This is a genomic window from Peribacillus sp. FSL K6-1552 (assembly GCF_038005205.1).
Classification (GTDB): Bacteria; Bacillota; Bacilli; order Bacillales; family DSM-1321; genus Peribacillus; species Peribacillus butanolivorans.
Window position 1 is genome coordinate 5,762,411 of the sequence record NZ_JBBOST010000001.1, and the last position, 14,588, is coordinate 5,776,998.

Sequence of the window (14,588 nt, forward strand, 5' to 3'; positions counted from 1 at the left end):
AAAAAAGGGGAGAAAAATTAATGACAACGTCACAGCAAGTTGAGCAAGATGAATTACAAGTTGCCAAAGAGTTTGTAAGTCAAGTATACGCACAAGTAAAGGAGCGTAACCCTCACGAAAGTGAATTCCATCAAGCTGTAAAAGAAATATTCCTTTCATTAGTACCAGTATTTTCAAAACACCCTATTTATATGAATAGTGGGATTTTAGAAAGAATGGTTGAGCCAGAAAGAATGATTACCTTCCGTGTCTCTTGGGTTGATGACCTAGGAAATGTGCAAGTTAACCGTGGTTTCCGTGTGCAATTCAACAGTGCTATTGGACCATTTAAAGGCGGTCTACGTTTTCACCCGACAGTAAACTCAAGTATCATCAAGTTCCTTGGTTTCGAGCAAATATTTAAAAATTCTCTTACAGGACAGCCAATTGGCGGAGGAAAAGGTGGATCTGACTTCGATCCAAAAGGAAAATCAGACGCTGAAATCATGCGTTTTTGCCAAAGCTTCATGTCAGAACTAGCTCGCTATATCGGTCCAGATACAGACGTACCGGCTGGGGATATCGGAGTAGGAGCTAGAGAAATCGGTTATCTATTCGGTCAGTATAAAAAAATTCAAGGCAGCTACCATGCGGGTGTTTTAACTGGTAAAGGCATAAGCTACGGCGGAAGCTTAGCCCGTACAGAAGCGACTGGATACGGGACGGTTTACTTTGTCGAAGAAATGCTAAAAGACAAAGGATTACAGTTCCATGGTAGCACAGTTGTTATTTCAGGATCAGGTAATGTATCCATTTATGCCATTGAAAAAGCTACACAGCTGGGCGCTAAAGTTGTTGCATGCAGCGACTCTAATGGCTATATATATGACAAAAATGGTCTGAACCTAGATACAGTTAAACGTTTAAAAGAAATAGAAAGAAAACGTTTGAGTGAGTATGTCGATACTCATCCCGAAGCTGAATACAATGAAGGAAGCTACGGAATTTGGTCTGTACCATGCGATATCGCCCTTCCTTGTGCAACACAAAATGAAATTGATGAAGAAGCAGCAAAATTGCTTGTTAAAAACAACGTGATAGCAATCGGCGAAGGTGCTAACATGCCATCAACTCTTGAGGCTATTGACGTATTCCTTAATAATGGCATCCTTTTCGGACCAGCCAAAGCAGCCAACGCAGGTGGTGTTGCCGTTTCTGCACTTGAAATGGCCCAAAACAGTGCTAGAATGCCTTGGACATTTGAAGAAGTCGATACAAAACTACACGGTATCATGAAAAACATTTATAAAAACAGTGTAGAAGCAGCCGAAGCATACGGTGAACCTGGTAACTTAGTTGTCGGAGCCAACATTGCTGGATTCCTAAAAGTAGCAGATGCTATGCTGACTCAAGGCATACTCTAATAATAAGTTAAATTTAAGGAGGCGGTCCCAACATGGGCCGCCTTATTTTTTGTACAAGAGTAATTACATCTTCTTAGCAATTATTAATTTCAATCTGAGCTGAATAACCATTAAATGATTTAAGAGGTTAGATTGTATTCTGTATTCAACTGATTAATATGATCTTTGTATAGTTAGCCGCCACATTTGCATCAAACTAACTTGATTGTAAAGGATTGAATCATTGATCTACAAAAAGAGTGTCGGAAAAATTCCGACACTCTCACTAAAACTGTTATTCTTTAGTAACTAATTTCAATGGAACAGATATTGTTTCGTCTACCTTTTCACCTTTTAAGACTTTTTCTGAGGCATTAACCGCTTCTTTACCGATAAGAGCCGGTTGCTGAGCGATCGTTGCTTTTAGCTCACCGTTTTCAACAGCCTTTAAAGCATCATCGTTTCCATCAAAACCAACAACAATGATGTCTTTACCAGCTGCTTTGATTGCTTCAATAGCTCCTAGAGCCATTTCATCATTATGAGCGAATACCCCTTGAATGTCCTTTTTACCTTGTAGGATATTTTCCATAACGTTAAGACCTTTTGTGCGGTCAAATTCTGCCGTTTGACTTGTCAGCACTTCTAATTGCTTGTCAGCAATATTGTGGAACCCTTTCCCACGTTCCCTAGTTGCAGATGCACCTGAAACCCCTTCTAGCTCCACTACTTTTGCGTTTTCGCCAAGCTCTTTAACTAGGTATTCTGCAGCTAATTCTCCACCAGCCACGTTATCGGAAGCGATGAATGTTTCGATATCCCCTTCTTCAGAAGAACGATCAATTGTAATAACAGGAATACCCGCTTCGTTTGCTGATTGAACAGCTGAAGAAATTGCGCTTGAGTCTGTTGGATTAACAAGAAGGATATCTACTTTTTGAAGAATTAAATCTTCAATCCCACTAATTTGTTTAGCTGTATCGTCCTGTGCATCAACAACTGTAACTTTCATTCCCTTTTCTTTTGCTTCTTTTTCAATACCATCTTTTAAAGAAACGAAGAATGGATTGTTTAACGTTGAAATACTGACTCCGACTTTCACGCCTTCCATAGAGTCTTTGGTTTCTTTTTTATCATCTTTTTGACCCGAATCCATTGAACAGGCAGCTAACACCATTAAAGAAAGAATCATGAACAACGATACTATTTTTTTCATTGATTACACCTCAACTTATGATTTTTTACGGTCAAGTAAAACCGCAATTAATATAACTGCACCTTTTACCACTTGTTGGTAAAAAGAAGATACACCTAGTAAATTCATACCATTATTCAAAGTACCGATAATCAGAACACCGACTAGTGTACCGAACAACCTGCCTTTACCGCCTGAAAGGCTTGTTCCGCCAAGCACTACCGCAGCAATGGCATCCATCTCATAGGATTGACCAGCTGTTGGTTGTGCCGAATTCAAACGGGATGTTAAAATGGCACCAGCAATCGCTGCCATAGTACCTGCCAGCCCGTAAATGGCTACTTTTACTCGATCTACTTTAATCCCAGATATACGGGAAGCCTTTTCATTTCCACCAATTGCATACGTTTTACGGCCAAATGATGTTTTATGAAGTAGGAACCATAGAATAAAGAAAGCAATAATCATCACAACCGCTGGAACCGGCAGCCCAAGGAAGTATCCTCTCCCAAGCATTTGGAACAGTTCTGAATCACCAATTCCTGTAATTGGCTTTCCATCTGTATAGACGAGCGTTAATCCACGGAAAATTGTCATCGTAGCCAGCGTCACAATGAAAGGTGCCATTTTCCCTTTTGAAACAAGAATTCCATTAATTACACCCATTAGTGTACCCAGTAGGACTCCTACTAATATTGCTAAAATTGGATCTAATCCTGAGACCATCATTCCAGCCATAAGTGCGCTGGATAGAGCCAGTATGGAACCAACGGACAAATCTATTCCACCTGTTAAAATGATAAAGGTCATCCCAAATGCAATAAGTGCATTAATAGAGGTTTGACGCAATAAATTCAAAATATTATTTGGTTCCATGAATGATGGATTTAAAACAGTTATTACGATAAATAATAAAATCAAGGCGAGTAACGGACCAAATTTCTGCCAAATCCCGCTTTTCCCTGTAGCCTCAAGTTTCATCCTAGTTCCCTCCTGTCGCCAATGCCATAATTTTTTCTTGTGTTACTTCCTGCTTTTTCAGTTCCCCGGCAATTTTACCTTCATGAACAACAAGGATTCGATCACTCATCCCAACGATTTCAGGGAGCTCTGACGAAACCATAATAATGGCGATACCGCGCTCTGTTAATTCATTCATCAATTCATAAATTTCACGTTTAGCTCCAACATCAATTCCCCTGGTTGGCTCATCCATAATCAATACTTTAGGCGAAGTGCCAATCCATTTGGCAATAACCACCTTTTGTTGATTCCCACCGGATAAATTACCGATGATCGTTTCTGTAGAGGATGTTTTCACATGAAGTCGCTTGATCATCATCTCAGCAAATTTTTTCTCATCTTCCGTTTTTACGAGTCCACTAGGAGCAAAGCTTTTTAAATTCGGCAGGCCGATATTTTCCCGTACTGAAAAGTCCAGGATCAAGCCCTCTTCTTTACGGTTTTCCGTGATGAAAGCTAAACCGTAGCGAACTGCATCCGTTGGTTTTCGTATGGAAACTTTCTTACCTTCAACAGTAATCTCACCGCTGTCTATTTGATCAACCCCGAAAAGGGCACGCATTATTTCTGTTCTACCGGCTCCCATTAATCCGGCCACGCCCACAATCTCACCTTTTCGGACAGCGAAATGGATATCTTCAAAAAGCCCCTTTTTAGTTAGTCCTTTTACATCAAGGACTACTTCACCTAGATGGGCTTCACGATGTGGGAAACGATCCTCTAGCTCCCGGCCAACCATCTTTTGAACAACTTCATCGAAATTTGTATCTTTAATTCTTTTCGTATCGACAGTTTTTCCATCACGCATCACGGTGATTCTGTCGCAAATGGCAAAGATTTCTTCCATTCGGTGAGAGATGTAAACAAGAGACACGCCTTTTTTGGTAAGGCCCTTCATCACTTCAAAGAGCTTCTCGATTTCTCTATCAGTTAAGGCCGCGGTTGGTTCGTCCATGATGATGACTTCGGCATCCGTCATAAGTGCTTTAGCAATTTCAATCATCTGCTGTTCCCCAACGGAACAAAGCCCTGCTTCCTTATCAAAAGGAAGGGAAATATTAAGCGTTTTAAAGATCTCATTTGCCCGCGCTTTCATTTGTTTATTTCTTAGGACACCGAAGGCATTTACCATTTCCTTGCCGATAAATAAATTCTCTAACACCGTCATTTCCGGCCAAATATTCAATTCCTGACGGATAAAGGCCATTCCCGCTTCTTCCGCTTCCTTTGAATCCTTAAATGAGGTTTCTTTACCATTAATTTCAATAGTTCCTTGATCATGCTTATGCAGCCCGGTCAAAATGTTCATCAAGGTCGATTTTCCGGCTCCATTTTCTCCCATAAGTGCGTGGACTTCTCCAGCCTCTAAAGAAAACTGAACGCCTTCCAATACCTTGTTTTGACCAAATGCTTTATAAATATTTTTCATTTCAATTTGCATGCTCTTCACCTCTTTTATTTAAAAAAATACTCCAGACTGCAAAATGCAGTTTGAATACGGCGTCGTTTCCCCTGTACGGATTACTGCCTTTGCTTTACTTGTCAGCCTTTTAAAATCCTCATGGGAAACATATTCAATCGCATTTCCGAATTGCTGTTCCATATATTGATGCTGCTTTGAATTTTTCTCCTTCACCTCAGTGGCGGCAATCACTTTCTCGACTACCATATCTTCATGAACGGCACGAACAACATCTTGAAATGAAGGCGTTCCAGGTATTAAGGCTAAATCTATTTTAAGTACTCCTGAAGGTACCGGGAGGCCGCAATCACCTATGACAATATAATCCGTATGCCCAAGGTCAACAAGAACTTTGGCTATTGAACTATTGATGATTCCATGACGTTTCATTCTTCAAAGCTCCTTTCGACTTCTTCCCTTGTCGGCATGCCCCCTTGAGCTCCTAACTTCGTAACAGAAATAGAGGCAGCCCGGTTTGCGAATAACAGACAGTCGTCAAAACTTTTTCCTTCTGCAACAGCAACCGCGAGTGCAGCATTAAATGTATCTCCTGCACCTGTTGTATCGACTGCTTCAACCACAAAGCTTGGGACAACCTTCTCTTCATGCCCGTCAAAATAACGAACGCCATTTTTACCTTCTGTAATAAATAATTTATTTGGATACTCTGTTAAAACTTCCGTCCGGTCTCTTCCATCGAATAGTATTTCGAATTCATGTTCATTCGGTGTAATGAATGATGACTGTTGAATAACAGCCTCGCTTATCTTACGTGCAGGTGCTGGGTTTAAAAGTAATCTCTTTTGGAGTTTTTCACATAATTCAGCAAGGTATAAAACAGTTTCCTCTGGTATCTCCTGCTGAACCATGACGATATCTGATTCCTCGATGATTTTTTTCGCTTTTTGTACATATTCAGGAGTGATGGAATCATTTGCTCCTTTAACGACAATAATGCTGTTATCACCTTCTGAAAGGGTAATGTGAGCTGTACCTGACATAGCACCTGTAACCGGTTCCACATACTTCGTGTTTACATGATTTTTTTTCAGGTTTTCTAAGATGATCTCTCCATAAAAATCATCTCCTACACATCCAATCATTGTTACTTCCGCACCAAGACGAGCTGCGGCCACGGCCTGATTGGCCCCTTTTCCTCCAGGAACTGTTATAAAAGAATCTCCTAGAACTGTTTCCCCTGCTATAGGACGCTTAGCTGATGTTACCACTAAGTCCATTGAAGAACTTCCTACTACTGCAATTTTTATCATGGCTTCTCCGCCTTCCTTCTCGTTGTTTGTCTTTCCACAAAAGAAACTGGAAGCTTTTTGTGCGTTTCTTCTATCTTTTCCTGATTGATCTTTTTAATTAACAGTTTTGCTGCCTGTGCCCCCATCTCATAGGCGGGCTGGCGAATTGTCGATAGCGGAGGATGTAATAACGCTGTGAATGCGATATCATCATAACCTATCAATTGAATATCTTCAGGGATTCTTATTCCCCTTTTCAAGATTTCTTGTAGGGCGGCTGCTGCAACAATATCATTACAGGCAATGATTCCATCTGTCTCCGGATACTGTTCAAACAACTGTCTCGCACAAATTTGTCCACCTTGAAGGGTAAGAGATGAATCCATGACATGAACATTCACTTCCGCTTGCTCCAATTCTTCCAATGCTGCAATGTACCGTTCATATACAGGTTTTATTTCGACTGGTCCCCTGATAAGGACGATGTTTGTGCTACCTCGATCGAGCAATACACGAGCTGCCAATTTACCGCCTGTTTTTTGATCAGAATAGACGGCTGGTAACTCCTCTGCTGTACGATCAAGAAGGACAACAGGAATTTCTAGATTATCAAAATTTTCATTTGTCTCTTCACTTGTTGATGCAATCATGCCCACTACATTATTCTGTAGAAAGGTGTCAATATATTCTATTTCCTTATCTCGCTTTTCATCGCTATTCCCAAATATTAATCGATATCCAAATTTCTGCAGATAGTCCTCAACGCCCCTTGCCATTTCTGGAAAGAAGGGATTAGTAATGTCAGGTAAAATCAAGCCAATCAATTTAGATTTACGTTTATAGAGGGATCTTGCCACTTCATTCGGTTTATAATTTAACTTTTCAACAGCTGCCATGACCACTTTCTTTGTGTCTTCATGTGCATATCCGCTGCCATTCATCACTCTTGAAACCGTTGCTACGGAAACTCCCGCTTCCTTTGCAACATCCCGAATAGTTGCCAATATATCCACCTCAATATATTATGTGTAACCGTTTACATATTTAGCTTATCACCAATTCATATGGACGGCAAGTCCTATTCCACAGATATTCATTAGGTAATTTGAACCAAAAAGCATAACACAATCCTTTCCTAGGTATACATTTGATGAATAATGAACACAAAGGTTCCTTTCACATCTCTAGTTATGAAAACAAAAAATTCGAAAAAGCTGGCTCAAATATCTGAGCCAACTTTACATTTAAAGTGTGTTTGCAGGTAACTTTTCGTAAAGAGCATTATTTACATACCCAAACTCAGATGCATGCGGACGATCTTCGCCATCACTATATCCGTATTGAAGCATACGGTTTCTGTTCAGACAGAGTTTGGTTAATTTAGGTGCAAAGAAATTGAATGTCTCGAAACGATCCTGCAATTGTGGGAATTTTTGCTGATGTGTAAGGATTGCTCGAGCGACACCTTCCCAAAAGACGTTCTCATCCAATAGGTTCCTTCTCATAAGAAGTGTGGACAAGTAACGGAAATGACAGATAAATAGTCCCGTGAAAATGAATTGAACCAGGCCCTCCGGAGCTTCGCTTCTTAGTACCTTTTTTAGATTATCAGGAAGCATACTTAATTCAGGAAGCGGCTGATCACTGATATTTACATCATCTACAAAATCCTTGATTGCCAACCGGTGCGGTTTATAATCCTTCAATACTAAAATTGTATTTTGGCCATGCGGTGAGAAGACAACCCCATACTGATAGATAAAATGTAACAATGGTGAAAGAATGACGTCGAATAATTGGGCTGTCCAGGCCTCCGTAGTTAATCCAGATTTTTCAATCAGGCTTTCCACATACGGCTTTCCTTCGTAGTCCACATGCAAAAGGGATGCAAGTGTAATAGGCTTCTCGCCTTCTTCCATATAACTGTATATGCTTTCTCTCCAAATACCGCCTAGCATCTCTAAATATTGATATGGTACATTCTTTAGCTTAGAAAAATATGGGTGATCTACATTTAAACTGGCCACCTCACCAGGAAGTACTACTTTACATTCTTCCTTTAAGAACGAATCATTATTGTAAATGTTCTTAATATACTCTGTGATTTTTGGTGCAATGACAGTACGCTCTGCTGGTAATCCACGGTAGACCAACGTATTTAAAATGCTCATCGGTAGCTTGACGTGATGTTTGTTCTTATTCGAAACATTAACAAACGTCCGAATCGATTGCTGTGGAAGATACTCATCAGGGCCGTTTCCTAAAGCTACAATCAGACCTTTAGCTAAATCATCGGTAAAATTCTGAATGATTACATTCTTCCATTGCCATTCATGGATTGGCAGGTAAAAATAGTCTTCTTCCTTTAACCCTTTCTCTGCCAATCTGTTTGCAAATACTTTTCGGGTTTCATCATCTAGTTCATTTTCCATCAATTGCTTATAGGATAACGTTTGGATGGAATTGAACGCACCCCTTGTTTTATGAACGGCAATCCATGATAGCTGAATTTTCTCCTGATTTTCTGGAGCGAATTTCAGGTAATCATCATAACCGAATCCAATTCTTCCCTTGTTATAGGCAATCCAAGGGTGACCGCTCATTTCTCCTTCAAGTAGCGCATAGTCCAGTTCGACTAAATCATCCGCGTTTTGTTCCGGTTTAGATAGTAATTGCAGGTCTGCAAGCAACGTATGATGGAACTCTTTGATTAAATGGCCCGTTGTTTCTGCAGTCATCCCGATTAACGGCTGAAGGTCCAAAATGAATTGAATGGCATCATTTACTTGTCTGGTTTGTTCTGCTTCAAATACTTTAATCGATTCAGCCTGTACATCATAACTGTCAAAAAGACGAGGCAAGGCTAAAAATTGATAAGATTTTTCCTCATTTATCTTTAACTCATATAAGTTTCCTGCTGCATTTTCGTTCAAGACAGCTGGATGGATTATATCTTCATACATATACTCGGAAATCATTTTAGCGAGCAGGTTTTGGTTTACTATCGACCAATTTTTTTCTGTAACCGCCTTTTCCATTTCATTTATGAACTGCATACATTGACTCCCTTTCTTTCTATTAATAGGCCATGACTGGTGCTTTTACACGGAATGATTGAAAAGCTCCTTTTGGTTCAGATGGATAAATTTCTTTTCCCGCTAATTGATTAATAATAATGGAGTTCCGGAATGCCCCTAATCCTAAATCAGGTGCGCCCACGCCGTGCGTATGTATCTCGCCATTCTGAATAAAAAGATGATTTGGTGTAGATACGGTCGTACCAACTCGATAGTCTTTCGTAATTTCAAGTCTGCCAAACTCATCGCGGACTATAAGGTCTTCCATACTGTCAAGGAATGCCGGCACGGTTGATTTGTAGCCAGTACCAAAAACGACCGCCTCTGTGTTCACATCAAATTCGCTTTCTTCCACCCACTGTCGACATTTCAATGTCCAGCCACTTTCAGTTGGCTTTACGGCTGCAACTTCTGTCATTGCCCTAAGTTCAATGGCAAGTTCTGCATTTCCAATAGACTTTTCATACATTTTGTCGAAGATCGCAGCAATTGTCTTCGCGCTGATTCCTTTATACAACAGATCCTGTTTTGGCAGAATTTCATCTTTCTTTTCCTGAGGCAGCCGGTAAAAGAAATCTAGGTAATCTGGAGTGAAGTATTCCAACCCAAGTTTTGAATATTCCATAGGAAAAAAACCTTTGGATCTTGTATACCAGTTTAGCTGGTAACCATGCTTCTCCTGCTCATTCAGTAGGTCTTCAAATACTTCGGCCGCACTCTGTCCGGATCCGACAACTGTTATGGATTTTTTCTTTAAGACATTTTCTTTATTCCGTAAATAATCGGCCGAATGCAGGATGCTCTCTCCCATATATGGACTAAATGCAGACGGTACAGCTGGAGTACTGCCAATTCCCATGACTATATGACGGCTATAATAGACTTCAATCTGTTGAGTTTTTTCATCTCTCACACTGATCTGATAGAAAGGTTCCTCTTGATCCTTAATATACTCCAGCGCCTCTACCACTTTTCCAAAACAGCAGCTATCAAGTTGATTCGCAGTCCAGCGGCAATATTCGTTATATTCTTTTCGCGGAATCAAGAATTTTTCAAGGAAGTAGAAATGATAAAGCCGGTCATGTTGCTGTAAATAATTCAAGTAACTATATGGGCTTGTCACATCTGCCATGCTAACTAGATCAGCAAAGAATGGTACCTGCAGTGTCGTCCCTTCAAGCAACATCCCTTCATGCCAATTAAATTCCTGCTTTTTCTCAAAAAAGACGGCATTTAGCTCCGGGGTTTTCTCTAAAAGGGCCGCAAGTCCAAGGTTAAAGGGACCTATCCCGATTCCAACCACATCATAGATAGATTGTTGCTTCTCCATACTTCCACTTCCTCTCGAAATTCTCCCGCGTACATGACATAAGTAATCCTGTTTTGTCAGGGAGTTCAATCTCTTTAATTGGGGTAAAGCCGCATTTTTCAAATAAATGAATCATCTTTGCATTCCGGATATCCGGTTCTGCCATCACTTTGTTTGTGGTAGAAGTCAGTAGTTGGAATTTCACCATTGCACTTAAAAATGGCAAAGCTAGTCCTTTTCCAAGATACTCGGGATCACCAATGAGTAAATGAATACCCTGGTCACCCTCCTCAGCCTCATAATATTTTTCAATGATATCGCCTTTTACCCAATACGACTCCCAATAGCTCATTGGGATCTCGTCCAGGCAACCCAAGTATAGTGTTTGGTGTGTATCAGCCAACGCTTTCTGCAAATGAACAGCAAATTTTTCTTTTGTAAAATTCAAGTTCCAGTAGGGTATCACATGATCTTCGTGCATCCAACTATGCAGAGTATCAATATCCCGCTCAAATTCCACTTTGACAAAAGAAAGCTGCTGATTACGGTCTTTCAGCTTTTCTTCATAACTATTTTTCATGGGTGGCTAAAACCCCCTGCGCGAACGGATTTTCAATGGTCGTATAAACAGACTGTGTCTCAAGTGAGCCAACAAGCTCGTCCATATCATGAAAACGCGTCAGTAAATTGGCTTTACAAGGTAGTTCTTGTTCATAAAGCAACCTCGAGACAACCCGGTTCAATCCTTCATCTTTGCTTTCCTTACCACTAGATTCTAGTTGTTCCTGAACGAGCTGTAATAGTGTCTGCTCTGATGCTAATCCTTCCGTACCAAAATTGTTGATTATGCCTAATAAGTGATTAAAGAAGAAATAGTATTGAAGTCTTTCTTCAGCAACTTCATCAGAACAAATTGTGAAGCTTTTTTCACTTAGTTCAGGCAGGATGCTCATCAGCCGGTCTACTTTTGATTCACAATAGTAATACCCTTGATTATCTCGATAATAAAAAGTGGATGGGTACCCATTTTGAAGCTGGATAATTGAATTTTGTTGATGGGCTTCTAGAACAATTCCATACTCTTCAAACAGCCAAAGCATCGGTTTTAGTGTCATTGAAAGATACGTATTAAACCAATCCTTACTTACTTCTTCAGTACTACGGTTTTCTTCTTCTGCTAATTTTCGGATGATCGCTCCAAGCCTTGATGGTGCACCATAGGCATTGTCCTGACATAGACCTGCAATCAGGCTTGCCTGTTTATTGTTTTCATAGAAAGGATTTTCCCGAATATCAACATCAAAACCTGAATCTTGTTCAGTTGTTTTGATTGTTAGATAAGCAGGGTCCTTTATGACGCGGAAGGACGGGTGCTGCTTTCTTAAATCATCGCCCACTTTGGAATCTATTAATTTCGCGATTTCAACACCACGATCGAGTTCTTTTTGCAGATTTGCACGTAACGAGTTTGTGATTTTAACCGGAACGGAAAACTTATACATATATTTCGATGTAGCACTATAGACTGTTCTGAATGAAGAAGTGGCCGTGAATTTTTTCCCAAGCGGGCCTGCATAGATTAGTAGTCCTAGCTCAATTAACTTCTTGACTTCTTCTTTTTCGACTAGCTCTTTTGCCTGAAGCGGGTGCCCTGGAATAATGATATATGGGCTTTCTTTTTTGCAATACGTGTCACGGAATCCACTGGAAATCTCCAAATCGCCGGCTAATTCCTGTTTAATGATCTCACTTGCAGATATGACTTCACTAGAGTCTTGGATGACAATCGATGAATCTGCTAGGAAGTAATGAAGCTGGAACTCCCCTTTTAATTCTGGTGAATAGTTCCATTCATCCCTATCTGATATTCCCTGCTTACTTTTCGGTGTTGGATGGAACAAGTGACCAAATAGAAGGGACTGTTCTGCTTCGATGTATGTAAAGTCAGGACTTTGAAGTGCATCAAAGTCTTCTCTCCGTGCTTCCACATAGCGTTGAATATTTTGGCTACTTAGGATGACACGCAACATCAATTCATCTTCACTATCTGTTCGGCCCTGTTCATTTAATAATTCTTTAGACACGGCTGAAACCATTGTCACGTAGTCTAATTCACGCACTTGTTTGGACGCCGTTTGGTAGTAAACCGGGAAGGATATAATATGACGCCCCGTTTCCGACCAATACTTTAGTGGAACAAGCAATGCAATATCTTGGGATGCAAGATTACTGACTAATAAAGAAGTCGGTACAGTACCCTCCAGTTCAGGCCAGTTCTTTGTTTCTTCTAGACTGCAATTCCCAGTTTCTCGGAAATAACAATTCAGAAAGCTTTGCATCGTCGCCCGTTCAGCTATTTGCTTACTATTCATCATCATTCCTCCATCATCTTGAACATTTCACCTAATACCCGAATCTCATCTATGATTTCCTCTATGTGTTCAAGCTTTGTCATTGGATTCAATAGAGTCATCTTTAAATAAACCTGTCCATCAAAACGAGTTTTTGCCAAAAATGCACGTCCGCTCTTTAGTAATTCTTGCTGAATCTGTTTATTTAGAAGATTTACTAATTGATCACTTTTTCCTTCGGGATTATAACGAAATACAACTGCATTCAATTCGGGATTTTTATTTAATACGCTGAATCCTTCTGCTTTATTGATCTTCGCAGCCACTTCGCGTGCAAGATGACAAGTATAGTCAATCATTTCAGCAAATGTATCGAGTCCAACAACCTTTAATGACATCCAAAGTTTCAGCGCGTCGAATCTTCTCGTCGTTTGAATCGATTTATTGACTAAGTGGACCATACCCTCCTCTTCATCTTCCTGTGGATTCAAGTAATCGGCGTGATGCTGGATATATTGAAACGAATTGCGGTCGGAGACAAGAAAGGCACCGCAACTGATTGGTTGATAGAATAATTTGTGAAAATCAACCGTAATCGAGTCAGCCAGTTCAATTCCATTGATTAATTCTTTGAAATCCCGACTTAAAATCATCGCTCCGCCATAAGCGGCATCCACATGCAGCCATAATCCTTTTTCCATTGCAGCTGCAGACAATTCATGTAATGGATCTATAGAACCAAAATCCGTTGTTCCACATGTGGCAACAATCGCAAATGGAAGTAAATCCTGCTCCTCTAAAATCATAAGCTGACGATTCAGTTCATCTATAGAAAGACGGTGATTAGAATCCGTTTTAACCGTTATTACCGCCTGTTCACCAAGCCCTAGCTGTGCCGCGGATTTACGGACCGTAAAGTGGGCAGCCTCCGAGCATAAAATCCGCAGTTTTTTTGCTTCGGTTGGCAGACCATGTTGCTGTACATCTATATCCCAGACACGCTTACAATAGGCGTCTCTCGCCAATAACAGTCCCATATAATTAGATTGGGTTCCACCGCTTGTGAAAATCCCGTCCGCTTTATCAGAAAACCCTACCTGAGTGCACAACCAATCTATTAAACGCTCTTCAATAAAGGTTGCGGTTGAGCTTTGATCCCAGGAATCCATTGATTGATTTAGAGTACTGATAATCATTTCGGCAGCCACTGCAGGTATGAGTGTCGGGCAATGCAAATGTCCGATACAAGTAGGACTGTGTACATTGATGCTGTCATTAATAACAAACTCAGCTAGTTCAGCTGCGACACCTTCCAATGTCTCCCCTTTTATAGAACCAAGGGACAGCTCATTTAATCTCGCTTCTATTTCATGCGGTTTTTTCCCAGAATACGGCTGATTATTCTCTTTTAAAAAGTCGGTAAGTCTTTTTTCGATGATTTTTAAAGAATCGGTGTAATTATTGAAACCGGCCTCGTTATTCAAGAAAAATGGAGAATAAGCAAAATTAGTTTTATTAATCATTTCAATCATTTATTCT

Annotated in this window: 12 protein-coding genes; 1 reads left to right on the forward strand and 11 read right to left on the reverse strand. The window is 40.3% G+C overall.

Annotated elements, in window-relative coordinates:
• Positions 1 to 20 precede the first annotated feature (20 nt).
• Positions 21 to 1,403: an NADP-specific glutamate dehydrogenase gene (gdhA, locus tag NST21_RS27675; RefSeq protein ID WP_340892387.1), complete on the forward strand. Its 1,383-nt coding sequence runs from the start codon at positions 21 to 23 to the stop codon at positions 1,401 to 1,403.
• A gap of 274 nt (positions 1,404 to 1,677) precedes the next feature.
• Here gdhA and rbsB read toward each other — a convergent pair whose 3' ends face one another.
• The 11 genes from rbsB to NST21_RS27730 form a co-directional block, all read right to left on the reverse strand.
• Positions 1,678 to 2,598, reverse strand: a complete 921-nt coding sequence (gene rbsB, locus NST21_RS27680) for a ribose ABC transporter substrate-binding protein RbsB (RefSeq protein ID WP_340892388.1) — start codon at positions 2,596 to 2,598, stop codon at positions 1,678 to 1,680.
• A gap of 15 nt (positions 2,599 to 2,613) precedes the next feature.
• Complete coding sequence (locus tag NST21_RS27685; protein ID WP_098177069.1) at positions 2,614 to 3,558, reverse strand: ABC transporter permease; 945 nt, start codon at positions 3,556 to 3,558, stop codon at positions 2,614 to 2,616.
• Between the two features lies 1 nt (position 3,559).
• The gene (locus NST21_RS27690; protein WP_340892390.1) at positions 3,560 to 5,041 is read right to left on the reverse strand and encodes a sugar ABC transporter ATP-binding protein; all 1,482 of its coding nucleotides are present in this window, start codon (positions 5,039 to 5,041) and stop codon (positions 3,560 to 3,562) included.
• 18 nt (positions 5,042 to 5,059) lie between these two features.
• Entirely contained in the window at positions 5,060 to 5,452 is a 393-nt protein-coding gene (gene rbsD / locus NST21_RS27695) for a D-ribose pyranase (protein WP_053348352.1), read from the reverse strand.
• Positions 5,449 to 6,333, reverse strand: coding sequence for a ribokinase (rbsK, locus tag NST21_RS27700; RefSeq protein ID WP_340892391.1), 885 nt, complete (start codon positions 6,331 to 6,333; stop codon positions 5,449 to 5,451). Before rbsK ends, rbsD begins: the two co-directional genes overlap by 4 nt.
• Entirely contained in the window at positions 6,330 to 7,316 is a 987-nt protein-coding gene (locus NST21_RS27705; RefSeq protein ID WP_201187698.1) for a LacI family DNA-binding transcriptional regulator, read from the reverse strand. Before NST21_RS27705 ends, rbsK begins: the two co-directional genes overlap by 4 nt.
• Positions 7,317 to 7,556: 240 nt before the next feature.
• On the reverse strand, positions 7,557 to 9,368 hold the full coding sequence (locus tag NST21_RS27710; protein ID WP_340892392.1) for an IucA/IucC family protein: 1,812 nt from the start codon (positions 9,366 to 9,368) through the stop codon (positions 7,557 to 7,559).
• A 22-nt stretch (positions 9,369 to 9,390) separates the two neighbouring features.
• Positions 9,391 to 10,719 (reverse strand): lysine N(6)-hydroxylase/L-ornithine N(5)-oxygenase family protein, encoded by a 1,329-nt coding sequence (locus tag NST21_RS27715; protein WP_340892393.1) that lies wholly within the window; start codon positions 10,717 to 10,719, stop codon positions 9,391 to 9,393.
• Positions 10,694 to 11,278, reverse strand: coding sequence for a GNAT family N-acetyltransferase (locus NST21_RS27720; protein ID WP_340892395.1), 585 nt, complete (start codon positions 11,276 to 11,278; stop codon positions 10,694 to 10,696). The genes NST21_RS27715 and NST21_RS27720 overlap by 26 nt, the downstream gene beginning before the upstream one ends.
• Entirely contained in the window at positions 11,268 to 13,073 is a 1,806-nt protein-coding gene (locus NST21_RS27725; protein WP_340892396.1) for an IucA/IucC family protein, read from the reverse strand. Before NST21_RS27725 ends, NST21_RS27720 begins: the two co-directional genes overlap by 11 nt.
• Positions 13,073 to 14,581: a pyridoxal phosphate-dependent decarboxylase family protein gene (locus NST21_RS27730; RefSeq protein ID WP_340892398.1), complete on the reverse strand. Its 1,509-nt coding sequence runs from the start codon at positions 14,579 to 14,581 to the stop codon at positions 13,073 to 13,075. The genes NST21_RS27725 and NST21_RS27730 overlap by 1 nt, the downstream gene beginning before the upstream one ends.
• Between the last annotated feature and the right edge of the window lie 7 nt (positions 14,582 to 14,588).